Genomic DNA, 24,015 nt, shown 5'->3' on the forward strand with positions numbered 1-24,015 from the left:
CCCGGCCACGGCGCCGGTGTCGCGGCAGGCTCCGGCGGCCGGCCGGCCGGCTGCCGCTCCGGCTCCGGCTCCGGCAGGCAAGCCCAAAGTCAGCTTGTGGCCCGGCGACGACGACAAGCCGGGTGTGCGGTCGGCCGGCATGTTCCCGTCCGCCGCCCGCACCAGCAGCGAACCCGCGGTCGATGACTACGAGTACGACGAATACGACGACGAAGAGCGCAACAGCCCGAGGTCTTCCAGGTTGCTGGTGGGCGGGTTGCTCGCCGTCTTGCTGGTGATCGCGATCGTGGTGGCCGTGAGCCAGCTGAATCTGTTCCGCGGCGGCCCGGTCGCCGAGGGCTCGCAGGGCGGAAACGAAACCGCGGCCGCCGAACCGGCAGAGACGGGCGCGGCAGAAGAAACGTCGGCTCCGGCCGACGAAGTCGTCGAGCCGGTCATCGCCGGCCTCACCCGGCAGGTGCCGGACTTGCCGGAGCTCGACGTGGAGAACGACGGCAAACTGCCCGAAGCCATCGACGGCAACCCCGCCACTTACTGGGCAAGTTACCAGTACGCGTCAGACCAGTTCGGGGGCTACGCCGGAAACATGGCGCTGGTTGTCGAGCTGGAAGAGTCCTCAAGCATCAGCTCGGTGGTATTGACCCAACTGAGCGGCACCGGAGGAAACTTCTCCGTGCTCCTGAACGATGAACCCACGTTGGACGGTGCCGACCAGGTCGCGCAGGGAAGCTTCACGGCACAGAAGACCACTATTCCGGTCCCTGAACAGGATGGCGCCGCGCCCAAAGCGCAGTACGTCCTGATCAACTTCACGCAGCTGCCGAGGCTGTCCAACCCCATGGGCGGCATGCCGTTCGGCATCCGCATGGCCGAGATCGAAGTCTCCTAGCCCGTTTAGGGGGCGGCTGCGCAACAAGCTCGCCGGAATAAGCCGGGGGCACCCGCCGTTGAGACAAGTGCCGGGCTAACCGCCCCTTCGGGGTGGCCGGCCTTAGGGTTACATCAACATCAGAGGAAGAGGTTCGCAGGCAGTGAGCACAGATACCACACCGTCCGTCCGCGACGTCATCATCGTTGGGTCCGGTCCGGCCGGCTACACGGCAGCTGTTTACACCGCGCGCGCCAATCTCAACCCACTGCTCATCGCCAGCTCCGTAGAGGCAGGCGGCGAGCTGATGAACACCACCGACGTGGAAAACTACCCCGGGTTCCCTGACGGCATCCTGGGTCCCGAGCTGATGGAGAACTTCCAGAAGCAGGCCGAACGCTTCGGCACCGAGATCCTGTTTGAAGACGTCACAAGCCTTGAACTGGAAGGTCCGGTCAAGAAGGTCACCATCGGCTCGGGCGAAACCTTCCTGGCCCGGTCCGTGATCATCTCCACCGGTTCCGCCTACCGGGAGCTCGGACTGCCGGACGAAAAGCGCCTGGCCGGCCACGGCGTCAGCTGGTGCGCAACCTGTGACGGTTTCTTCTTCAAGGGCCAGAACATCGCCGTCATCGGCGGCGGCGACTCGGCAATGGAAGAAGCCCTCTTCCTGACCAAGTTCGCGGAGTCTGTCACGGTGGTCCACCGGCGGGATACCCTGCGTGCCTCGAAGATCATGCAGGACCGCGCCCTGGCCCACGAGAAGATCAAGTTCGTGTGGAACTCGGAAGTCGTCGGGCTTGAAGGCGACACGAAGGTCACCGCGCTGAAGCTCAAGAACACGGTCGACGGTTCCGAGTCGGTGCTGCCGGTAACGGGCGTGTTCGTCGCCATCGGTAACGATCCCCGGGTCTCCCTGGTCAAGGACCAGCTGGAACTGACGCCCGAGGGCACGATCGCCGTCGAGGGCCGGTCGTCGCGCACCTCCCTGCCGGGCGTCTTCGCTGCCGGCGACGTTATCGACCCCACCTACCGCCAGGCCATCACCGCCTCGGGCAGCGGCTGTGCGGCTGCCATCGATGTGGAACACTATCTCGCTGAGCGCGCAGACACCCTGGCCGACGTCGCCGAACCCGCAACAGTCTGAATCGGTTGTAAAAGGAGAAAAGCATGAGCAACGCAAAAGATGTCACTGACGCTACTTTCGACGCGGATGTCCTGCAGTCCGCCAAACCCGTGATCGTCGATTTCTGGGCGGAGTGGTGCGGTCCTTGCCGCATGCTCTCGCCGATTCTCGATGACATCGCTGCTGAGCATTCCGACAAGGTAGAGGTCGTCAAGCTCAACGTGGACGACAACCCCGCCACCGCAGCCCAGTACGGTATCACTTCCATTCCAGCCGTCTATGTCTTCAAGGACGGCGCGGTGGCCGCGACATCCATCGGCGCCAAGCCGAAGCAGGTCATTGAGCAGGAATTCGCAGAATTCCTTAACTAGCCAGATGGAAGACGACGCTGCAGACCAGAGCCTGCGCCGTTCAGACATTAGTCGACGCGTAGTAGCCCTTCGTGAAGGGCTACTACGCGCTGGCGTTTCCATGGCCTATTTGGCGCCGGATCAAGTAAACAACCCCACGGTCTTTGACGACCATGTGGATGCGGCCGTACGCACCTTCCAGCAGCACCGGGGACTGATGGTCGACGGCGTGGTCGGTCAGGAAACCGAGCGCGCCCTGGCGGAGGCGCAGTTCAAGCTCGGGGATCGTCCGCTGATATTCACGCTGGACGCGTCGCCTCTTCGTGGCGATGATGTCACCGAGCTGCAGCGCCAGTTGTCGTTCCTCGGCTTCTACTACGGTCACATCGATGGCGAGTATGGCGAACGGACCTACCACGCGGTCCGCGAGCTGCAGTTAAATCTGGGGCTCGAACCTTCCGGCGTCGCGGATCAACAACTGGCTGCCTCGATGGAACGCATTAATAGGACGATCAGTCCGAGCCAGGCGTTCTCGCTCCGGGATTACGAACGGCTCAACCAAGCCTCTGCGGCACTGCGCGGCCGGGCTATCGCCCTCGCCCCCGGCGCCGACGCAGCGCACTGGGCAGACAGCCCCGACGTTGCCTCCGGCAGTCGCCTGACCGAGAAGCTCGTCGCCGGAGACGTCGCCAGCCGAGTGAAGAAGATCCTGACCGAACTCGGTGCCAGCGTGGAAATCGTTGACAAGGAAACCGAAGGCGGTGGTTTGGACCGCACTTCGCTTATCAAGAGGTCCTCTCCAAGCTTGAGCGTTGCCCTCCACTGTGACTGGTTGCCGCAAGAGGCAGCCAACGGCGTCAGCGCGTTCTTTTGGGGCCGCCCTGAATCAGGTGAAGTCCGTTCTCCGATTGGGCACCGCGCCGGCGAACTTATCCTGAAGGAGATTGTGGCCCGCACCGGGTCTACCAACCTGGGTATTCACGGTCGAAGCTGGGATATCCTGCGGCTGCCCAGCACCCCCTCGGTGCAACTGGATCTTGGTTATTTGAGCAGCCCGTTTGACTCGCGTCGCCTCGCTGATCCTATTTACCGGCAGGTCTTGGCCGACTCCATTGTCATCGCCATTCAGAGGCTGTATCTGCTGGAAGAGGACGACGAGCCGACAGGCACATTGGCGCTCGACGACGTCCTCCGCTTCAACCCAGGAACCTGACGCCCGTTAGCGTCGCTCCCTTGTTTCACGTGGAACGCCAGCGGTCTACATTGAACACCTGGGTTTTACGTGGAACATCGGCTGCCATCATTTTCCTGTCGGTCGTTTCACGTGAAACCTCTCTCCCCCGCGGGCCACGCCGCCGAACCAACACCCCGCAACTCGCGCGGCATGGGACGATCCAAAGGCATGCCCTAGCCGGCCCAGCAGCGAATCAACGAGAGTAATCTGTGCATCAGCTGCCGGACCTGCGCCTAACTCTCTTAGCTTCGGTATAGCCAGAAATGGCCAATCCGTGTTGGCGCGGCCGGGTCATCGGTGCTCCTCCGTTTTTCCTGGCTCCTCTTTGATAGCCGGGCGGTCGAAAAACCTGTGACCGGGGTTCATCCCTCCCAGCTACAGCTTTGCGAGTAACAAGCACCTTCGGCCATTTCCGCCAGTTGCAACCAACCTCCTCGGCTCCAGCCCGACCTTCAGGTCAAGAGTCGACGCCACCGGCCAGCCGGGCTCGGCCGTCCACGGTTTCACGTGAAACCCTTGGCACAGAGGGGCCGATTCCGTGTCTAGATCACTGTCACACGTGCAATGAATAGCATGCCCGCTCTCGCCGTCCGGGCCTCGGTGGATGCTGGGTGGCGACTACATGCCTGGGCGCCGGCCTGAGCTGTCGTTTACCTCTAAGTGCGACAAGAAGCGGCACCGTGGTCCCCCTTTCAGTGGACCGGCGGATCATCTCTTGTGACATGGAGAGGGAACGCCCGACTGAAGCGCCCGAAAACGAATCCAGGAAAGGTTCCGCCCAAACCATATCGTTCGCGTCTGCACGAAAAGCACGCTGTAAGAGAGCGCGTCGGCCGGACACACTGTGCCGCTACGAGGCTTCCTAGCTGGGAGCCACCGCACTCGTAGGTGAGCACCGGGATCGCCATTCCGATCTAACGCGTCGCCAACGCTTTTGGCTGCACCCGTGAAGACCGGTCCCTTCGTCCTCAGGTGGGATGCTCGCTCGGTCCACGGTTTCTGGCGGTCCGCCCCTGCAGATCTGCTGTTCAGCACCGTCGGTCAACGGAGCTTCCGTCGCGACACGACCGTCGTCCATATCAGTGCCTGGTGAGCCCGGCCCCGTCCTGAGCTCGATCCGGTGCGCTGGCTATTGAGGCGCCGGCAGTCCTGCCTGTTTCACGGGGAACCTCACGTCTCATCCGATCCGGACCAGCATGCGGGGGCCACGAGAGTCTGGTTTGGACGTCATAAGTCAGTTTGGCTCGTTCCACGTGAAACATGCGGGCTCGCTTCATGGACCAGATGCCCCCCAGCATGCAAGGTCACGTGCTGGCCACAACTCGGACCAGTGCTCTCGCGGCAGCTGGCCACTGTTTATCCGTCGCAAACTGTGAGCTCTCCTCATCAAGGTAAGGTGAGCTCCATGCGGAGGCTTCCGGCAGGATCGATCGGTGGGCGTCGCGCCGGCCGCTGGGGTCGCCTGCGGCAAACGGCCGTAGGTATCAGTCGAAGCTAGCTGTGGATCCTTGCCACGCCGAACGCATGCCCGCAAACACAAGGCTCAGCCAAACATGTGGATCCTGTCACCGTGAGCACGGTTCGGCCGCCCTAGCAGGAGCCGACACTCGACCGGTCTCCTAAGCGCGGAGGGGCGCCACGTGCCTCCATACTCCACTTGACGCTCATGCTCTACGTGCCCACAGTTTCACGTGAAACACGGAGGCCACCCTGGGAGAGAGCAAGCTCGATCCGAGTACGACTCCTATGAACGCAGCGCTTGGGTCCGTCCGGTCAGCGATAGAGATGGCGAACCGACCCTCCCTACTTGTGGGATGGTTCTCCTCGGGTTGCAACGATGCACTACCGCCACGAAGGCAGTCAGACGTGACGGGCGGCGTCTGTGTAAGCAGCTCGCCGCGCTGATGATGCCCGGCCGGTCGAAGGGGAAGACGGCCATCTGATCATTTTTCACCGGGTGCCACGTACCCATCGTCCAAAAGAGTAGGACTGCTATGTCAGTTTCACGTGAAACGCTTCGCTCATCGGCTCCGGCGCTTCTGAAAGCCGGTGGACCTCGCCTACCCCGCAGCACATTCAGGAGTAGCGGCTCCCTCTCCCCCTGTCCCCCACTGCGGGATAGTCCCCCGTAGAGTCCGGCCCGAGAGGTCAGGCCCATGAAGTGCATGCCGCTGCCCACTGCCTGCATTTCATACATGCGTGTCTTGGAGGCTATCGTCTCACTAGGAGCACCGGCAACCCTGCACGCGTTTCCTCCCAGGATTGGCCAGCGAAACAAGGAGCCCTAGGCCTCAAGCGGCGCGCACTATTTGGCAGTAGTATCGGCCAGAGGAGGCACCCGCCATGTGCATGCGAGCCGGAGCTGTGGGCACTCAGATCTTCCACTTGCGCCCGGATCTAAAGTTTCACGTGAAACACATCGGTCCGCCGTCAGGCTGAGCCAGCGCGCTTCTCTGCTGCCTTGGTCAGTCAGATGCGAACGTCGACCTTCGAGGCCAGAGTTAGACGCCACACAGTGACGGTTAGCGTCCGCCGCACCGACCTTGCCGCGCCACACCAGAACTACCAGCCGCGCGTCCTGAACGTACATTTCCCATCGTCGGACAGCACGTGCCTAGAGACTCTGCGAGGTCCCTGTCTTACCGGCACCCGCAAAGAAGTTGTGCGTGCAGAAATTTAGCGGCGTTACGGGTTGAGAGATGAAGGGTACAGCCAGCCATCCGAGACATCCTCGGAGACAGATGCACGTGAACATGAGCAGTAAGTTCTGCGTGCTGGCGAGTCTTCAACCCTCGAAGCCCGGAGGACCGAGGTATCGTTGCCCCACGTCGCGCCTCAGTTTCACGTGAAACACCTGGCATCAGATCAGCCACTGACGGGGCACCGGTCATGGAAGCCACCGAGAAAGCCTTCCCCGGGGAACACCGGAGACGGCACCGGCCCCCGGCACTGCGTCACGACAGGCGTCGCATCCGGGAACAATTGCACTTAGGCGACGATCCCTACCCCCAGGTGGGAAAGCGGACCGGGCGCTCCCCTCCGCCCACCAATTCCCCGTCGCTAGCGCCGCTGCAAGTCGAGCCTCATGGCAGGATTGGTCCGGCACGACTAAGCGCGGCCATTCCCTCGTGCCTGCCTTAGATAGAAGCTTGGCGATCAGATTCCACGTGCCCTTGGATCTCCGCAAAGCAATGGGCTCCGTCCTTGCGGAACGGAGCCCATGTTTCACGTGGAACGAAGGCTAAGGCGTCGCCGGGTTCAGCACGTCCATGATGCGGTTCAGGTCATCGACGCTGGCAAACTCGATGCTGACGCGGCCCTTCTTGGCACCCAGGGTGATCTTAACGCTGGTGTCCAGGCGGTCCGAAAGGGAACTAGCCAGATAGTCGAGCCTCTCGTGCCGAGCTCCCTCCCGCGGCTTGCTTTCGCGTTTGGGCCGTCGCACGCCGTCGCTCAGGGAAACGATTTCCTCGGTCGCCCGAACGGAAAGGCCCTCGGCGACAATCTTTTGCGCCAGCTTCTCCATTTCTCCAGGATCAGTGAGTCCCAGGAGGGCGCGCGCATGGCCAGCGCTCAACACGCCGGCCGCAACCCGCCGCTGCACCAGCGGAGGGAGCTTCATCAACCGCAAAGTGTTGGAGACCTGCGGCCTTGACCGACCGATCCGATCCGCCAGCTCATCATGCGTGCAACCGAAATCATCAAGCAACTGCTGATAGGCCGCGGCTTCTTCCAGCGGATTCAGCTGGCTGCGGTGCAGGTTCTCGAGCAGGGCGTCCCGTAACAGGTCATCGTCGGAGGTGGACCTGATGATCGCCGGAATCGTTTCGAGGCCGGCAGCCTTGGTAGCCCGCCAGCGGCGTTCGCCCATCACCAACTCGTACTGTGCGCCTCCATCATCGGAAGGACGCACAACGATCGGCTGGAGGACGCCGATCTCACGGATCGAATGCACCAGCTCCGCCATGTCTTCCTCATCGAAGACGGTGCGCGGCTGTTTGCGGTTCGGCTGGATCGCTGTAACGAGGACTTCGGCAAACGTGGCGCCGGGAACCTCGACCAGGTCGGCGCCCCCCGTTTCACGTGGAACAGGAAGTTCTGTCGGAGCCGACGGAGCTCCGGCGCCGTCCCTGCCGACCGGATCTGCCGCCACCTTGGCGGAAGGGTGCGTTTCGCCGGCAGCACCATTCCCATCGGCCCTGGAAGAATCGTCCTTCACAGATTTCTTAGCCGCTGGCTTCTTGCTGCCAGTGGTCGCAAGCTTGCGCGGGGCCCGCAACACTTCGGCTACCTGCGCGGCACTCGATCCGGTTACGGTCTCGGAGTCAGTCGTCGTGAGGACGGCGGTGTCCCCTTCTTCCCTCCGACTGGAAGCGGGAAAGAAAACGTCTACGGGTCGCTGAGTCCGACGTTTGACGGAGGCTTCCTGCCCCTCGGTTGACTCGGTCTCCTCTGGGGCCGGAGCACTGGGTATCAATGCGCCCAGGCCTCTTCCCAAGCCGCGACGTTTTTCACTCATCTGGACCCTCTTCCGTCATGCGCCGAGCTAGCATGCACATGCTCGCTTAAGGCGTAATTCTACCGTTGCAGTACGGCTTCACAGCTACTTGCCGCGCTCGGCGATTTCGGCTGCGGCCTCCTGATAAGAAAGGGCCCCGCTGGACGACGGATCATAGGTGATCACCGTCTGCTGGTAACTCGGAGCCTCCGAGATGCGAACGGAGCGCGGTACAACCGCACTCAACACTTCGTTCGGGAAATGCTCCCGCACTTCGGCTGCCACCTGAGCTGCGAGGTTTGTTCGTCCGTCGTACATGGTCAGCAAGATCGTAGAAACAACCAATCCAGCGTTGAGGTGCTTCTGGATCATCTCGATGTTCTTCAGGAGCTGGCTCAGCCCCTCCAGGGCGTAGTACTCGCACTGGATGGGAATCAGTACCTCTTGGGCGGCGACGAAAGCGTTAACTGTCAGCAGTCCCAGGCTGGGCGGGCAGTCGATAAAGACATAATCCAGCCGGGGCAGTCCTGCCGTCTCACGTTCCTGCGCGTAAACTTCGATGGCGCGGCGCAGGCGCTGTTCACGGGCCACCAACGAGACCAATTCGATCTCGGCTCCGGCCAGGTGAATCGTGGCGGGTGCGACGATGAGGTGGGCTATATCGGGGCATTGTGCAATCACGTCCCCGAGCGGCATATCGTTGATCAGCACGTCGTAGATGCTGTCGACGTCAGCGTGGTGCTCAACCCCGAGCGCCGTTGACGCGTTGCCCTGCGGGTCGATGTCGATGACCAAGACGTTCAGGCCGGCCGTAGCAAGGGCAGCAGCGATATTGACCGTTGTCGTGGTTTTGCCGACCCCGCCCTTTTGGTTGCTGACTGTCAACACCCTGGTCTGGGCGGGCTTGGGAAGCTCTTTGGCCTTCAGCCTCTCACGCCGGCGGTTTTCGCTCGCCAATTCCTGGGCGAGCGGTGTGCTTTCGTCAATCGAATCCATAACGTTTGAAACCGTAGCCTCTATCTTCATGTCGGAGTTGGCTATCTCAGCCTCGTTCCCAGGGGAAGTTTCACGTGAAACAGGACCGCTAGGGGGGATAAGCGCAACCGTGTTCGGTTGTTCAGCCACTCCGCGTCGCGACGACCCTTCGGCTTCGGTCCCGGTGAAACCCGACACCGTGTTGTTGATCGCCACTTGGATTCCGCCCGCTTTCACTGTCCGCCACCGGCCTCTCCTAGCCTATCGTTGCGCGGCCGGATTCCCGGGGCGTTGCATGGGTGTGTGGGGGAATAGGTCACGCATCAACACGGATGCGGACTACCGTCGTCGGCTCTTCCAAGAGATCGCCCCCGACGGTCAAGACCTCTGTTTCTCGGCCGCCGAGCTTCCTGATGACCTTTTCGGCCTTCTGAACCTCGTCAGCTGCGCTGCGGCCCTTGATCGCCAGCATTTCGCCCGTGCCGTGCAGCAGTGGAATTGAGAGGCGGGCGAGCTTGTCGAGTGCCGACACCGCTCGAGACGTCACGACGTCAGCTGTGACGTCGTCCCCCGCCAGCTCTGCCCGCGTCCGTAGCACCGTGACGTTGTCCAGCGCGAGATCCTCAATGACCTCGTTGAGCCAGACAACCCTTCGTTCCAACGGCTCGATCAGGGTCAAACGCAAGTCCGGTCGCGCCAACGCGAACGTCAGTCCTGGCAGGCCGGCCCCGCTTCCGACATCCGCGACCGCGGCGTCGCGCCCTATCAGGTTGGCGACGACGGCGCAGTTGAGGACGTGTCGGTTCCACAATCTCGGGACCTCCCGGGGGCCCAGCAAACCCCGTTCGATCCCTGAAGTGGCCAGATGCGCAACGTATCGCTCCGCCAGGCCCAGGCGTTCACCGAAAACCGTGTGGGCAGCTTTGGACTCCGCCATAGTCATTTCAACTACCGACATACCTCTGCCTATCAGACCAATCCGCCGGACATGATCAGGACTCTACCGACACCACGATGTGGCGGTTGGATCCTTCGCCCTCGGATTCACTGATCAGGCCTAGCTCAGCAACCGCGTCATGGACGATCTTGCGCTCGTACGCGCTCATCGGCTCGAGCGCTACATCGCGGCCCGTCTCCTTGGCTTCGGCGACGGCGTCTTCAGCGATCTTCTGCAGTTCTTCGCTGCGGCCTTCACGGTAGCCGGTGATGTCCAGGACCAAGCGGGAACGGTTGCCGGTCGTCGTAAGAACCGACAACCGGGCCAGCTCCTGCAAGGCTTCGAGGACTTCGCCATCCGGTCCCACGAGCGCCTTGAGCGCGTCGTTGTCTTCCTCTTCGGAGACGATTGAGATGTACGTGCGGCCGTTGCGGACCTCGATGTCGATGTCCCCATCGATATCGGCGATGTCGAGCAGCTCCTCAAGGTAGTCCGCAGCTACGTCTCCTTCTTCTTCCAAACGCTTGGCAGAATTCGAAACAGCTTCCTCCTGCTGTTCGTCCGCTGCAGCCGCTTCGTCGGGAAGTTCTTCGGTCACTTCGGATACGCTTTCGCTGCTCATTTTTTCTTCCTGTTCTTCCGCTGTGGCTGCTGGCGCTGGCCTTTCACCTCTGCCGGGGAATCGGCCGCCGGCGCCTCCGTCTTCCGTTCGCCCAGCAGCGGCACCATCGGCAGGCCCTTCTTCGCACGGCGTTCTGCCAGTTCGCGGGCAGCCTGCGAACCCGGAGTAGGCATGCGCCGGATCACGAAGAACTGCTGCGCCATGGTCCACACGTTGGTGGTTGTCCAGTAGATCAGCACACCGATGGGGAAGTTGATGCCGCCGATGCCGAACACGAGAGGCAGGATGTAGAGCATCATCTGCTGCTGCTTCATGAACGGGGATTGCATTGCTTCGGCGGACATGTTCTTCGCCATGATCTGCTTCTGCGTGATGAACTGCGAGGCAGTCATCGCCAGGATCATGATGATCGACAGGATGACCACGGCGACCTGCTGCTCGCCCCCGCCGCCGTGCAGGAGGGAAGCGGAAAGCGGCGCACCGAAAATGGACGAGTCGTCGAACTGACGGATGAGTTCGGGCGACAGGGCGCCAATGCCCTCGCCGTTCTCGCTGGCGCGCGAAGCGTTGTTCAGCACGCTGAACAACGCGAAGAAGAACGGCATCTGCACCAGCATCGGCAGGCAGGCCGAGAACGGGTTGGTGCCGTGCTTCTTGTACAGCGCCATCTGCTCCTGCGTCATGGCCTGACGCGACAGCTGGTCGGTTTTTCCCTTGTACTTCTGCTGCAGCTTCCGGAGGTCGGGCTGCAGTGCCTGCATCCCCCTCTGGGCCTTGATCTGCTTGACGAAGACCGGAATGAGGGCTGCGCGGATCACCAGCACCAGCCCGATGATTGAGAACGTCCACGTCCAGCCGTTGGCCGGGTCCATCCCAAGCCAGGAGAAGCCGGCGTGGAAGGCCCACAGGATCCCGGAGACGACCCACGTGAACGGGGTCAGGATGGTGTTTAAGAAGTCCATTACTGATTTGCTCCTCGGGCCGCGCCGCGGCCTTCATCGTCGGCCGGAATGAGTGGGTGGTTAAGCTCCACGATCCGGGGGATTCTGGAAGGGTTCTCCTGCAGCCACAGGTTGAAGGATACAGACGCCGGAACATGATCCACGCCGCCGGGGTTCCATGGGTGGCATCGGAGCAGGCGGCGGGCGGCCAGCCAGCTGCCCTTGGCGGCGCCGTGGACCGTCACTGCTTCCAATGCGTACGCGGAACAGGACGGGAAGAAACGGCAGACCTGGCCGTACAGGGGCGAAACGAGTTTGCGGTACACCCGCAGCACGCCGATCAGCGCATACTGCAGGGGACGCGTGGTTCTCCTGGGCACGGCGGCATGGGCGGGAACCGGTACGGCACGGGCACTCATTCGGCTCTCCCCTTCTCTCCGTGCGCAGCTTCCGTCGTGGCGGTGCGCGTTAAGGTCAACTTGCCGAGGGCGGCCTTGAGAGCCTTCCGGTAATCCAGTTCCAAAGCGTAAAAGTCTGCGTCGGCAGCTGCCGGAAGGGCCCGCACAACCACGGTGATCCCTCGGGAATACCCATTCTCCCTTAAGCCGGCTGCTGCCAGTTCCCGCAGTCTCCTTTTAACGCGGTTGCGCATGACGGCGTTCCCGACGGCCTTCGAGACGATAAAGCCAAAAGATGCCGGTCGGGCCGGGTCTGCTGCCGCCGCATATAACACTAAGTTCCGGCGCCCTGAGCGGGCGCCGGAACGTACAGTTGTTGAGAAGTCCGCCGATGTGCGCATCCGGTGCTGGCTGGGAAGCATGTGCTACCCAGCCCGCCGAAACACGCCGCTGCGGGAACTGAACCTCACAGCCGGGTCGACAAACTGGCTATTTAGGCCGACAGTTCGGTGCGGCCCTTGCTGCGGCGTGCGGCCAGAATGGCGCGGCCGGCGCGAGTGCGCATGCGAAGGCGGAAGCCGTGCTTCTTGGCACGACGGCGGTTATTCGGCTGAAAAGTCCGCTTGCTCACGGTGGTTACTCCAAGACGATCGACAGATGCGGTTGGACCCATTGCAACAAGGGGGGAAGAACAGGTCGGCGCTCTATATGGGGTCTATTCCATTGCCAGGGCGTTGGACGCACAAGGACAACAAAGTAGACATGAAGGACTAGTCAACGTTAGGCGATGACGGCGAGTACCGTCAAACCGGCCCTCTCCGCACCCGGGCGTTTCCGTGGATAACCCCTGTGGACAACTCCACGCCAAAGCCGCTTTGAGCGGCGGGAGCGCCTCCCTAAAGCGACGTCCACAGGGGCCTGCATCCCAACTGTCGTCCAGCAGATTCATGCTCTACTCTTGGCAGGAGCCCCTTATCCACCGTCTGTGAATAAGTCTGTGGATTTCGGGCGGGCTGTCGGCAAATGCCGAAGCATGCTGAGCATTTCTGAGGGGTACTACGTGGACACGGACCAGATAAATGACGTCGGAAGTTCCTGGCGCAAAGTGGTCCGGACGCTGGAACAGGACGACCGTGTCTCCCCCCGGCAGCGTGGCTTCATCGTGTTGGCGCAGGCCAAAGGCCTGATCGGTACAACCCTGCTGGTGGCCGTGCCCAACGAACTGACACGCGAAGTCTTCCAGTCGCAACAGCTCAAAGACCCTCTGCACGACGCACTGTTCGAGGTCTTCAAGGACGACATTCTCTGCGCTTTCAGCGTCGACACGGATATGGCGCCGCAGGCGGAACCGGAACCTGAACAGGAGCCCCGCCCGGCCCCGGCGGTCGTGCGCAGCGAATCACTGCCCCAGCCGGCGGCGCAGGCCGCTTCCCCGGAACTGGGCAGGCTCAACCCGAAATACATTTTTGACACCTTCGTCATCGGTTCATCCAACCGCTTTGCCCACGCGGCGGCCGTCGCGGTGGCCGAAGCGCCGGCCAAGGCGTACAACCCGCTTTTCATCTATGGCGACTCGGGCCTGGGAAAAACCCACCTGCTGCACGCCATCGGGCACTATGCGCGCCATCTCTACAACAGCATCCGCGTCCGGTACGTGAATTCGGAAGAGTTCACGAATGACTTCATCAACTCCATCCGCGACGATGAGGGCGCCAGCTTCAAGCAGTTGTACCGCAACGTCGACATCCTGCTGATCGACGACATCCAGTTCCTGGCCAACAAGGATGCGACGCAGGAAGAGTTCTTCCATACCTTCAACGCCCTCCACAACCACAGCAAGCAAGTGGTCATCACTTCCGACCTGCCGCCGAAACAGCTCTCCGGCTTCGAGGAGCGCATGCGGTCCCGGTTCGAGTGGGGACTGCTGACCGATATCCAGCCGCCGGAGCTGGAGACCCGTATTGCCATTCTGCGCAAGAAGGCCATCAGCGAGGGGCTGTCCGTCCCCGACGAGGTCCTCGAGTACATCGCCTCGAAGATCTCCACCAACATCCGCGAGCTCGAGGGCGCGCTCATCCGCGTCACCGCGTTCGCCAGCCTGAACCAGCAGGCAGTGGACATGGGTCTCGCCGAGATAGTCCTGAAAGACCTGATCACCGACGAAGGGGCACAGGAGATCACGTCGGCCACGATCCTTGGCCAGACCGCCGCGTACTTCAAGCTCAGCATGGAGGAGCTGACCAGCAAGTCCCGGACCAGGACGCTGGTAACTGCCCGCCAGATTGCCATGTACTTGTGCCGCGAACTGACCGACATGTCCCTGCCGAAGATCGGCCAGGAACTCGGCGGCCGCGACCACACGACCGTCATCCACGCCGACCGGAAGATCCGTGAGTTGATGGCCGAGCGTCGAGCCATCTACAACCAGGTCACGGAGCTGACCAACCGCATCAAGCAGCAACAGCGCGAAAGCTAACTTCCCCGGCGGCTGCGGCGGCCCCTGCCGGGAACTACACCGGTGAAATTAACAGGTGTGGATAAGGCTGTGGATTCTTAAGTGGACAACCCGAGTCCTTAAGAGGAAAAGTGCCCTGCCCCCTGTGGACGCCCGAAATGACAAGGATCTGCATCCACAGGCTGCCAGTGCATGCAACGACCGCCCTGCACATCTTGTGAACACCCAACTTCGGCTCGGGCACAGGCTGTACCGGGGTTTTCCACAGTATCCACAGCCGTTATTAACACTACGAATCCCATTTATTGATGTTCTTCCAAATAACATTTGACCCTGTTCCGGTTCCCACGCATCGTGCCGAATCGGCCGATCAGGACCTCTGCGCACTCTCGGTGCGCAATGACGGTTGCTGCGGCTAAGCTTGCACAGAGAATCGTTGCCATCTGCTTCAACCTGGTGTTCGCAGTCCCACTCGCTGCACCCCGGCCAGACGCAGGCGGTCTTCCCCGGCATGTTCGTTGTGAAAGGTGGCTTACTTCAGTGAAGTTCAGAGTTGATCGGGATGTTCTGGCGGAAGCCGTGACATGGACAGCCCGTTCCCTGTCACCACGTCCGCCTGTCCCCGTTCTGTCGGGCCTGCTCATCCGGGCCGAAGCCGGCATGGTGAGTCTTGCCAGCTTCGACTACGAGATTTCAGCCCGTCTCCAGATCCCGGCGGACGTCACTGAAGAAGGCACCATCCTGGTCTCCGGACGCCTCTTGGCCGACATCTGCCGGAGCTTGCCGTCGGCACCTGTCGATATCGAAACCGACGGTTCGAAGGTTGCCCTCACCTGCCGCAACAGCCGGTTCAACCTCGCCACCATGCCCGAAGGCGATTATCCGGAACTCCCGGCGCTGCCGGAAGTCAGCGGGGTCGTGGACGGAGAGGCGTTCGCCCAGGCCGTGAGCCAGGTAATCATTGCGGCCAGCCGTGATGACACCCTGCCCATCCTGACCGGCGTCCGGATGGAAATCGAAGACGACCTGATCACTCTGCTCTCCACCGACCGCTACCGCCTGGCCCTCCGGGAGCTGTCCTGGCGTCCGGCCACACCGGGCATTTCCACGAGCGCGCTGGTCAAAGCCAAGACTCTGAGCGAAGTAGCCAAAACGTTGGGCGGTTCCGGCGACCTGAACATCGCGCTTTCGGACAACAGCGAACTGATCGGTTTCGAAAGCGGCGGACGCCGCACCACGTCGCTGCTGGTGGACGGCGACTACCCCAAGATCCGCTCACTGTTCCCGGACAACACCCCGATCCATGCGACAGTCGAAACGACCACACTGATCGAAGCCGTCCGCCGCGTGTCGCTCGTGGCCGAGCGCAACACCCCGGTCCGGCTGGCCTTCACCGACGGCCTTCTGACCTTGGACGCGGGAACCGGCGAAGACGCCCAGGCGTCCGAGGCGATCGAAGCGTCGCTCTCCGGCGACGAAATCACCGTCGCCTTTAACCCGCACTACCTGTCCGAAGGCTTGAGCGCCTTTGACAGCAAGTACGTCCGGTTTTCCTTCACCACGCCGCCGAAGCCTGCGGTCATATCCGCCCAGGACGACCTCGAGGGCGACGACAAGGAAGACTACCGGTACCTGCTCATGCCGGTGAGGTTGCCCAACCAGTAATACCCCGCCGACCCATGGACGAGAGGAAAGAGTGACTCGGATGCACATCGGACTGATCGGTTTGGGCCGGATGGGTTTCAACATGCGGCAGCGGCTCCGGGACGGCGGCATCGAGGTAACCGGCTATGACCGGAACCCGGAGGTCAGTGACACCGCGACCGTTGACGAAATGATCCGGGCCCTGCCGGTTCCACGTACCGTGTGGGTCATGGTGCCCGCCGGCGAGGTCACCGACACGGTCATCACAGAGCTGGCCGGCAAGCTCTCCGCCGGAGACCTGGTGATCGACGGCGGCAACTCGAAGTTCACCGAAGACCAAAAGCACGAAGCCCTCCTGGCCGAAGGCGGGATAGGTTTCATTGATGTCGGCGTGTCCGGTGGCGTCTGGGGCCTGGCGAACGGTTATGGCCTGATGGCGGGCGGCAGCGCCGACCTTGTCCAGGCAGCGATGCCGGTCTTCGACGCCTTGCGGCCGGAGGGCCCCCGGGAGGAAAGCTTCGCCCACGTGGGCGACGTCGGCGCCGGCCACTACGCCAAGATGGTGCACAACGGGATCGAATACGCGCTGATGCAGGCGTACGCCGAAGGGTACGAACTGCTGGAAGCCAAGGACATCATCAAGGATGTTCCGGGCACCTTCCGGGCCTGGCAAAAGGGGACGGTGGTCCGGTCCTGGCTGCTGGACCTGATGGTGAAGGCCCTCGACGAGGACCCGGGATTGAGCCAGGTCAGCGGTTACGTCGAGGATTCCGGTGAAGGCCGGTGGACTGTCGAGGAGGCCATCGAACACGGTGTCCCGGCCCCGGCCATCACCGCCGCCCTGTTCGCACGGTTCGCGTCGCGCCAAGACGACGCGCCCGCCCTGAAGATGGTGGCCGCCCTCCGTAACCAGTTTGGCGGACACGCCGTCAGAAAGCCCGCACAAGACCAGGCCGGCCCCCGCAACGAGTCGAAGTAGCTGTCACGCATTGTTTGTTGAATACCTGTCCCTGACCGATTTCCGCACCTACCCGCAGCTCGACATCGCCCTGAAGCCCGGCATTACGGTGTTTGTCGGAGCCAACGGGGTCGGCAAGACCAACATTGTCGAGGCCATCGGTTATCTCGCGTCGCTCTCGTCACACCGGGTCAGCAATGACGCACCCCTCATCCGCTTCGACCAACCGCGTTCGCTGGTGCGGGCACGGGTGGACCGCGGCGGGCGCAGCACCTCGCTGGAACTGGAAATCACCCCGGGCAAGGCCAACAGGGCCCGGATCAACCGCGCCAACCCCGTGCGCGCGCGGGAAATTCTCGGGCACCTGCGCACGGTGCTCTTCGCCCCCGAAGACCTCGCGTTGGTCAAAGGCGACCCGTCCAACCGGCGCCGCTTCCTCGATGAGCTGCTGGCCAGCCTGGTTCCGCACCATGCGGCCACCCGCAGCGATTTTGAACGCGTCCTCAAACAGCGCAATGCCCTACTCAAATCGGCGCGCGCCAGCGGACGGTTCACCGCCGCCCACGAAGCGACCTTGGAGGTGTGGGACCAGCACATGGCACAGGCAGGGGCCGCCCTGCTGAAAGCACGGCTGGAACTGGTGGACCTGCTGCAGCCGCACCTGGACGCGGCGTACGCCGCCCTCACCGATGGCTCCAAACATGCGGCCGCCGTCTACCGCTCCACCATCCACAGCCAGCTGTCGGATGACGGCGAGGTGGAGAACGACGGCGGGGCGGGCCTTCCGCCGCTGGCAAGCCTGGGAACGGCCGAACTGGCGGAACTCTACCTTGCCGCCTTCAAACAGCAGCGCAAGCGGGAAACGGAGCGGGGCATCTCGCTGGTGGGGCCGCATCGCGATGAGTTGGAGCTGCTGCTGGGACAGGCACCGGCCAAGGGCTACGCCTCGCACGGCGAAACCTGGTCCCTGGCGTTGGCCCTCCGGCTGGCCTCGTACTACGTCTTCTGCGACGACGATGCTACGCCCGGCGCGACTCCCGTCCTGATCCTGGACGATGTCTTCGCCGAACTGGACAACCAGCGTCGGTCAAGGCTAGCGGGCATCGTGGCCGGGGCGGAGCAGGTGATCGTCACTGCCGCGGTGGCCGAAGACATCCCCGACGCGTTGGCGGGCGAACAGTTCATGGTGGTGCCGGGAGGCGTGGCCAATGGCCAGGAAACCGCATGACCGGGACCGGCGGCAGGAGCCGGCAGAGCCGGCGGGACCCCGGCCGGGCCTGCCCGATCCGGCGGTGCCTCCCCCGCCTGCGGGACCGGCGGGAGCGGAGACGTCCCGTGACGAAGGAGTTGTCGAAGACCTGGACGCCGCGAAAGCCGTCCTGAACCGGGTGCGCCTTGCAGCGGCGGCCCGCGGCGACGTGCGCACGAGGGCCAACAGCCGCCGCCGCGCATCCCGGGGGGCGCGGCCGTCCGCCGGCCCGCAGGATTTCGGCCGCGACCCCCAGGGCGTGGGGCGCGTGTTCGACCGGTTTGTCGCGGAACGCGGCTGGAATTCCCCGGTGGCCGTCGGATCGGTCATTTCGCGGTGGGATGAATTGGTCGGCGCGGACATCGCCGCCCACTGCCGGCCGGAGAGCTTCGAGGAAACCACGGTGCAGGTCCGCTGCGACTCAACGGCTTGGGCCACGCAGCTGCGATTGCTCAGCAGTGCCCTGCTGAAGCGGTTCGACGAAAAGCTGGGCCCCGGCGTCGTCACTAAAATCCAAGTGCTGGCGCCGGCAGCGCCCAATTGGCGCAAGGGCAAGAGGTCCGTTAGCGGCCGCGGACCGCGGGACACCTACGGCTGATTTCGCCCCTCGCGGGAGGCCGGCCGGAAGCAGCCGGCACCGGCTCGCTTAGACGGCGTGTAGGACGCTGGAGACGTCCGCGGACATACACGGTCCCATCGGGCACCCGGCGGCGGCGTCAAAACCCGGTTTCCGTGCCGCATAGAGCCATGTTCGTGCAGGATTCACCGCCCTGACACGGTAGAATTGACTAGGCGGCGCCCGTCCTCTATCCGGAAGGGCGCCGACACACGAGTCCCCCGGACGGAACACAAGGAGTCAACGGCAACTGTGGCAGAGGACAATGAGCTGGAAAACACCGGCGCAGAACCCCAAATGACAGAGGGCAACGACGGCAAGCACTACGACGCCAGCGACATCACCGTCCTTGAAGGCCTGGAAGCCGTCCGCAAGCGCCCGGGCATGTACATCGGTTCCACCGGTCCGCGTGGGCTGCACCACCTCGTGTACGAGGTCGTGGACAACTCCGTCGACGAAGCGCTGGCCGGTTACTGCGACACCATCAACGTCACGCTGCTGGCCGATGGCGGCGTCCGGGTGGTGGACAACGGCCGCGGCATTCCCGTGGACATGCACCCGACCGAGGGCAAACCGACCGTACAGGTCGTGATGACCATCCTGCACGCGGGCGGCAAGTTCGGCGGCGGCGGTTACGCGGTCTCCGGCGGCCTGCACGGCGTCGGCATCTCGGTGGTCAACGCGCTGTCCGCGCGGGTGGAGACCGAGATCCGCCGACAGGGCTACGTGTGGCACCAGTCGTTCGCCAACGGCGGCCTCCCGGTGGGCGACCTGCGCCGAGGCGAGGAGACCACCGAGACCGGGACCTCGCAGACCTTCTGGGCGGACCCGGAGATTTTCGAATCCACCGAGTTCGACTTCGAGACGCTGCGCGCCCGCTTCCAGCAGATGGCCTTTTTGAACAAGGGCCTCAAAATCGTCCTGACCGATGAGCGCCGTCCGGAAGTCCACGCACCGGACGCCGAGGACGTGGACCTGGACACGACGCCGGGCACCGAGGTCGAGACCACGGCCGAACACCGCCAGGTGGTCTACAAGTACGACAACGGCCTGCTGGACTACGTCACGCACTTGAACTCCTCCAAGAAGGTGGAGGTCATCCACCCCGAGGTCATCGCGTTCGAGACCGAGGACACGGAGCGCAAGCTCTCGGTGGAAGTCGCGATGCAGTGGACCACCTCCTACTCGGAGAGCGTCCACACCTACGCGAACACCATCAACACGCACGAAGGCGGCACGCACGAAGAAGGCTTCCGCGCCGCGATGACCTCGTTGATCAACCGCTACGCGCGCGAGAAGAACCTGATCAAGGAGAAGGAAGAAAACCTCACCGGCGACGATATCCGCGAGGGCCTCACCGCCGTCATCTCCATGAAGCTGGGCGAGCCCCAGTTCGAGGGCCAGACCAAGACCAAGCTGGGCAACTCCGAGGCCAAGGGCTTTGTGCAGCGTGTGGTCACGGACGAACTCGGCGACTGGCTGGAGCGCAATCCCGGACCGGCCCGCGACGTGATCCGCAAGTCGATCCAGGCCTCGCAGGCCCGGCTGGCCGCCCGGAAAGCGCGCGAATCCACCCGGCGCAAGGGGCTGCTCGAATCCGGCGGCATGCCGGGCAAGCTCAAGGACTGCTCGTCCCGCGATCCATCCAAGTCGGAAATCTACATCGTGGAGGGTGACTCCGCAGGCGGTTCGGCCGTCCGCGGCCGGAACCCGGAGACCCAGGCCATCCTGCCGCTGCGGGGCAAGATCCTGAACGTGGAGCGGGCCCGGCTGGACCGCGCGCTGGGCAACGCCGAGGTCCAGGCCATGATCACCGCGTTCGGCGCCGGCATCGGCGAGGACTTCGACGTGGAGAAGGCCCGGTACCACAAGATCGTGCTGATGGCCGACGCCGATGTGGACGGCCAGCACATCACCACGCTGCTCCTGACCCTGCTGTTCCGCTACATGCGACCGCTGATCGAGAACGGTTACGTCTACCTGGCGCAGCCGCCGCTCTACCGGATCAAATGGTCCAACCACCCCCACGACTATGTCTTCAGCGACCGTGAGCGGGACGAGACCGTCCGCCGCGGCCTGGCGAACAACCAGCGGCTGCCCAAGGAAAACGGCATCCAGCGGTACAAGGGCCTCGGTGAAATGGACTACACGGAGCTGTGGGACACCACCATGGACCCCGACCACCGGACACTGCTGCAGGTGACGATGGAGGATGCCGCCGCCGCGGACCAGACCTTCTCGATCCTGATGGGCGAAGACGTCGAATCCCGGCGCACCTTCATCCAGCAGAACGCCAAGGATGTCCGCTTCCTCGACATTTAGCCCCGCCGCAGCCGGCCACCGGCCGCTGACCGGGCCGCACCAAGTTTTGACGCAAAGGAAACTTAAACGATGAGCGACGAAGAGACGCCCGACCTGCCCGCAGGCACCGGCGATGAGCCGATCGAGGGCGAAATCCTGACCGACCGGGTGGAGCAGGTTGACCTCCAGACCGAAATGCAGCGGTCCTACCTGGACTATGCCATGGCGGTCATCGTCGGGCGCGCCCTGCCGGACGTCCGCGACGGCCTCAAGCCGGTGCACCGGCGGGTGCTCTACGCGATGTTCGACGGCGGCTACCGCCCCGAGCGTTCCTTCAACAAGTGCGCCCGCGTGGTGGGCGAGGTCATGGGCCAGTACCACCCGCACGGCGACATGGCCATCTACGATGCCCTGGTCCGCCTGATCCAGGACTGGACCATGCGCTACCCGCTGGCGCTGGGGCAGGGCAACTTTGGATCGCCCGGCAACGACGGCGCGGCCGCCCCCCGGTACACCGAAACCAAGATGGCGCCGCTGGCGCTGGAAATGGTCCGCGACATCGACGAGGACACCGTCGATTTCCAGGACAACTACGACGGCAAGAACCAGGAACCGACCGTCCTGCCCGCCCGGTTCCCGAACCTGCTGGTCAACGGCTCCTCGGGCATCGCCGTCGGCATGGCCACCAACATCCCGCCGCACAACCTGCGTGAAGTGGCCGACGGCGTCCAGTGGTACCTGGACAATCCCACCGCCAGCCGTGAAGAACTTCTCGAAGCGCTGATCCAGCGGATCAAGGGGCCCGACTTCCCCACCGGCGCTCAGATCCTGGGCCATAAGGGCATCGAGGACGCCTACCGCACCGGCCGCGGCTCCATCACCATGCGAGCCGTGGTCAACGTGGAGGAAATCCAGGGCCGGACCTGCCTGGTGGTCACGGAACTTCCGTACCAGGCGAACCCGGACAACCTGGCCATGAAGATCGCCGAGCTGGCCAAGGAAGGCAGGGTCGCCGGCATCGCCGACCTGCGCGACGAGACCTCCGGCCGCACGGGCCAGCGCCTGGTGATCGTGCTCAAGCGCGACGCCGTGGCCAAGGTGGTGCTGAACAACCTCTACAAGCACACCTCGCTGCAGGAAAACTTCGCGGCCAACATGCTCGCGATCGTCGACGGGGTGCCCCGCACCCTGACCCTCGACGCCTTTATCCGCCACTGGGTCACCCACCAGCTGGAAGTCATCGTCCGGCGCACCCGCTTCAGGCTGCGCAAGGCCGAGGAAGAAGCGCATATCCTGCGCGGCCTGCTCAAGGCCTTGGATGCGCTCGATGAAGTCATCGCCCTGATCCGCGCCTCGTCCACCACGGAAGAAGCCCGCGACGGCCTGATGCAGTTGCTGGACATCGACACGGACCAGGCCTCGGCCATCCTGAACATGCAGTTGCGCCGGCTGGCCGCGTTGGAACGGCAGAAGATCCAGGACCGCCACGCCGAACTTGAGCGGATGATCCAAGAGTTCAACCGCATCCTCGCGTCCGAAGAAGCCCAGCGCAGCATCGTCAGCGAGGAACTCGCCGAGATCACCGGCAAGTACGGTGACGACCGCCGGACCCAGATCATGATGGGCTACGGCGGGGACATGAGCATGGAAGACCTCATCCCCGAAGAGGAGATGGTGGTCACCATTACCCGCGGCGGGTACGTCAAGCGCACCCGCAGCGACAACTACCGGTCGCAGCAGCGAGGCGGCAAGGGGGTACGCGGCGCCCAGCTCCGCGGCGACGACGTGGTCGAGCACTTCTTCGTCACCACGACGCACCATTGGCTGCTGTTCTTCACCAACCTGGGCCGGGTGTACCGGGCCAAGACGTACGAACTGGCCGAAGGCGGCCGCGACGCCAAGGGCCAGCACGTGGCGAACCTGCTGGCCTTCCAGCCGGACGAGCACATTGCCCAGGTCATGGACCTGAAGGACTACCAGCAGGCCCCCTACCTGGTGCTGGCCACCAAACGCGGCCTGATCAAGAAGACCCGGCTGGAGGACTACGACACGAACCGTTCCGCCGGCGTCATCGCGATCAACCTGCGCGACGGCGACGAGCTCGTTTCGGCACGGCTGGTCGCCGAGACCGACGACATGATGCTGGTGTCCCGGCGCGGCCAGTCCCTGCGCTTCACCGCGACGGACGAGGCCCTGCGGCCGATGGGACGCGCCACGTCCGGTGTGACCGGCATGAAGTTCCGCGAGGACGACGAACTGCTGGTGGCCGGCGTGCTGCGCGAGGACTCCTACGTCTTCATCGTGACCGCCGGCGGTTACGCCAAGCGGACCAAGGCCGGCGAATACCGGGTCCAGGGCCGCGGCGGCCTGGGCATCAAGGTCGGCAAGTACCAGGAAGAACGCGGGCATCTGGTCGGCGCACTCATTGTGCAGGAGGAAGACGAGGTGCTGGTGGTGATGGAAAGCGGCAAGGTGGTCCGCTCCTCCGTCGCCGGTGTCCCCGTCAGGGGCCGCGACACCATGGGCGTCATCTTCGCCAAGCCGGATAAGAAGGACCGCATCATCGCCGTCGCCAGGAACTCCGAACGAGGCCTGGCCGCCGACGAGGAAGACACCGACACGCCGGAGGTGCCCCAAGGTCCCGAAACCGGCGGCACAACCGACGCCGAATCTGCGCAGCAGGCAACCGATGAAGTACCGTTGAACGCAGACATGACGCAGTCCGCAGCCGAAACGCCGGCGCCGGAAAACGGAGGTAACGAGTGAGTACACCTAAAACGCCACGGCCGGGCACGCGCCCGCAGCCGGCCAACGCGCCCCGGGCTACCACTCGCAGCGGCGGC

Annotated in this window: 18 protein-coding genes and 1 pseudogene; 11 read left to right on the forward strand and 8 right to left on the reverse strand. The window is 63.5% G+C overall.

All coding sequences use genetic code 11. The features are described from left to right. From AC5RV2_RS05445 to AC5RV2_RS05460, 4 genes and pseudogenes are all read left to right on the forward strand, one after another. A pseudogene (locus AC5RV2_RS05445) lies at window positions 1-889 on the forward strand (hypothetical protein); the annotation flags it as partial. 142 nt (window positions 890-1,031) lie between these two features. Then, entirely contained in the window at window positions 1,032-2,015 is a 984-nt protein-coding gene (gene trxB, locus AC5RV2_RS05450) for a thioredoxin-disulfide reductase (protein ID WP_494091525.1), read from the forward strand. A 23-nt stretch (window positions 2,016-2,038) separates the two neighbouring features. Then, window positions 2,039-2,365, forward strand: coding sequence for a thioredoxin (gene trxA, locus AC5RV2_RS05455; protein ID WP_493978232.1), 327 nt, complete (start codon window positions 2,039-2,041; stop codon window positions 2,363-2,365). Window positions 2,366-2,369: 4 nt separating this feature from the next. Beyond that, the gene (locus tag AC5RV2_RS05460; protein WP_494091526.1) at window positions 2,370-3,557 is read left to right on the forward strand and encodes an N-acetylmuramoyl-L-alanine amidase; all 1,188 of its coding nucleotides are present in this window, start codon (window positions 2,370-2,372) and stop codon (window positions 3,555-3,557) included. A 3,262-nt stretch (window positions 3,558-6,819) separates the two neighbouring features. Here AC5RV2_RS05460 and AC5RV2_RS05465 read toward each other — a convergent pair. The 8 genes from AC5RV2_RS05465 to rpmH form a co-directional block, all read right to left on the reverse strand. Further along, entirely contained in the window at window positions 6,820-8,097 is a 1,278-nt protein-coding gene (locus tag AC5RV2_RS05465) for a ParB/RepB/Spo0J family partition protein (protein WP_494091527.1), read from the reverse strand. Between the two features lie 84 nt (window positions 8,098-8,181). After that, window positions 8,182-9,117: a ParA family protein gene (locus AC5RV2_RS05470; RefSeq protein WP_494091536.1), complete on the reverse strand. Its 936-nt coding sequence runs from the start codon at window positions 9,115-9,117 to the stop codon at window positions 8,182-8,184. A 250-nt stretch (window positions 9,118-9,367) separates the two neighbouring features. Further along, window positions 9,368-9,994: a 16S rRNA (guanine(527)-N(7))-methyltransferase RsmG gene (gene rsmG, locus AC5RV2_RS05475; RefSeq protein WP_494091537.1), complete on the reverse strand. Its 627-nt coding sequence runs from the start codon at window positions 9,992-9,994 to the stop codon at window positions 9,368-9,370. A gap of 49 nt (window positions 9,995-10,043) precedes the next feature. Next, window positions 10,044-10,610, reverse strand: a complete 567-nt coding sequence (locus AC5RV2_RS05480; RefSeq protein ID WP_494091528.1) for a Jag family protein — start codon at window positions 10,608-10,610, stop codon at window positions 10,044-10,046. Beyond that, on the reverse strand, window positions 10,607-11,572 hold the full coding sequence (gene yidC / locus AC5RV2_RS05485; protein ID WP_494001197.1) for a membrane protein insertase YidC: 966 nt from the start codon (window positions 11,570-11,572) through the stop codon (window positions 10,607-10,609). The genes AC5RV2_RS05480 and yidC overlap by 4 nt, the downstream gene beginning before the upstream one ends. Beyond that, window positions 11,572-11,970 (reverse strand): membrane protein insertion efficiency factor YidD, encoded by a 399-nt coding sequence (gene yidD / locus AC5RV2_RS05490; protein WP_494091529.1) that lies wholly within the window; start codon window positions 11,968-11,970, stop codon window positions 11,572-11,574. Before yidD ends, yidC begins: the two co-directional genes overlap by 1 nt. After that, window positions 11,967-12,371: a ribonuclease P protein component gene (gene rnpA, locus AC5RV2_RS05495; protein WP_494091530.1), complete on the reverse strand. Its 405-nt coding sequence runs from the start codon at window positions 12,369-12,371 to the stop codon at window positions 11,967-11,969. The genes yidD and rnpA overlap by 4 nt, the downstream gene beginning before the upstream one ends. Window positions 12,372-12,442: 71 nt before the next feature. Next, window positions 12,443-12,580 carry a 50S ribosomal protein L34 gene (gene rpmH, locus AC5RV2_RS05500; RefSeq protein WP_127513203.1) on the reverse strand — a complete coding sequence of 46 codons (138 nt, stop codon included), beginning with the start codon at window positions 12,578-12,580 and terminating at the stop codon, window positions 12,443-12,445. 402 nt (window positions 12,581-12,982) lie between these two features. Between rpmH and dnaA the strand changes: the two genes are divergently transcribed. The 7 genes from dnaA to gyrA all read left to right on the forward strand — a co-directional run bounded on the left by dnaA (window position 12,983) and on the right by gyrA (window position 23,938). Beyond that, window positions 12,983-14,425 (forward strand): chromosomal replication initiator protein DnaA, encoded by a 1,443-nt coding sequence (gene dnaA / locus AC5RV2_RS05505; protein WP_494001200.1) that lies wholly within the window; start codon window positions 12,983-12,985, stop codon window positions 14,423-14,425. 519 nt (window positions 14,426-14,944) lie between these two features. Next, a complete protein-coding gene (dnaN, locus tag AC5RV2_RS05510; RefSeq protein ID WP_494091531.1) occupies window positions 14,945-16,069 on the forward strand; it encodes a DNA polymerase III subunit beta in 1,125 nt (374 codons plus the stop codon). A gap of 31 nt (window positions 16,070-16,100) precedes the next feature. Then, window positions 16,101-17,027 carry a phosphogluconate dehydrogenase (NAD(+)-dependent, decarboxylating) gene (gene gnd / locus AC5RV2_RS05515; RefSeq protein ID WP_494091532.1) on the forward strand — a complete coding sequence of 309 codons (927 nt, stop codon included), beginning with the start codon at window positions 16,101-16,103 and terminating at the stop codon, window positions 17,025-17,027. A 10-nt stretch (window positions 17,028-17,037) separates the two neighbouring features. Beyond that, complete coding sequence (gene recF, locus AC5RV2_RS05520; RefSeq protein WP_494091533.1) at window positions 17,038-18,234, forward strand: DNA replication/repair protein RecF; 1,197 nt, start codon at window positions 17,038-17,040, stop codon at window positions 18,232-18,234. Then, complete coding sequence (locus tag AC5RV2_RS05525; protein WP_494091534.1) at window positions 18,215-18,853, forward strand: DciA family protein; 639 nt, start codon at window positions 18,215-18,217, stop codon at window positions 18,851-18,853. The genes recF and AC5RV2_RS05525 overlap by 20 nt, the downstream gene beginning before the upstream one ends. Before the next feature lie 315 nt (window positions 18,854-19,168). After that, entirely contained in the window at window positions 19,169-21,193 is a 2,025-nt protein-coding gene (gene gyrB / locus AC5RV2_RS05530) for a DNA topoisomerase (ATP-hydrolyzing) subunit B (protein WP_494013768.1), read from the forward strand. Window positions 21,194-21,262: 69 nt separating this feature from the next. Then, window positions 21,263-23,938 (forward strand): DNA gyrase subunit A, encoded by a 2,676-nt coding sequence (gene gyrA, locus AC5RV2_RS05535; protein ID WP_494091535.1) that lies wholly within the window; start codon window positions 21,263-21,265, stop codon window positions 23,936-23,938. The last annotated feature ends 77 nt before the right edge of the window (window positions 23,939-24,015 follow it).

This window comes from Arthrobacter sp. Y3225116, assembly GCF_059091245.1.

Excerpts from the sequence above, each read along its gene's own strand:
- dnaA (WP_494001200.1), top strand. The coding sequence starts at position 12,983 with ATGCTGAGCATTTCTGAGGGGTACTACGTGGACACGGACCAGATAAAT.
- trxA (WP_493978232.1), top strand. The coding sequence starts at position 2,039 with ATGAGCAACGCAAAAGATGTCACTGACGCTACTTTCGACGCGGATGTC.
- yidC (WP_494001197.1), bottom strand. The coding sequence starts at position 11,572 with ATGGACTTCTTAAACACCATCCTGACCCCGTTCACGTGGGTCGTCTCC.
- gyrA (WP_494091535.1), top strand. The coding sequence starts at position 21,263 with ATGAGCGACGAAGAGACGCCCGACCTGCCCGCAGGCACCGGCGATGAG.
- AC5RV2_RS05465 (WP_494091527.1), bottom strand. The coding sequence starts at position 8,097 with ATGAGTGAAAAACGTCGCGGCTTGGGAAGAGGCCTGGGCGCATTGATA.
- gyrB (WP_494013768.1), top strand. The coding sequence starts at position 19,169 with ATGACAGAGGGCAACGACGGCAAGCACTACGACGCCAGCGACATCACC.
- AC5RV2_RS05525 (WP_494091534.1), top strand. The coding sequence starts at position 18,215 with ATGGCCAGGAAACCGCATGACCGGGACCGGCGGCAGGAGCCGGCAGAG.
- AC5RV2_RS05480 (WP_494091528.1), bottom strand. The coding sequence starts at position 10,610 with ATGAGCAGCGAAAGCGTATCCGAAGTGACCGAAGAACTTCCCGACGAA.
- rnpA (WP_494091530.1), bottom strand. The coding sequence starts at position 12,371 with ATGCTTCCCAGCCAGCACCGGATGCGCACATCGGCGGACTTCTCAACA.
- yidD (WP_494091529.1), bottom strand. The coding sequence starts at position 11,970 with ATGAGTGCCCGTGCCGTACCGGTTCCCGCCCATGCCGCCGTGCCCAGG.
- rsmG (WP_494091537.1), bottom strand. The coding sequence starts at position 9,994 with ATGACTATGGCGGAGTCCAAAGCTGCCCACACGGTTTTCGGTGAACGC.
- AC5RV2_RS05460 (WP_494091526.1), top strand. The coding sequence starts at position 2,370 with ATGGAAGACGACGCTGCAGACCAGAGCCTGCGCCGTTCAGACATTAGT.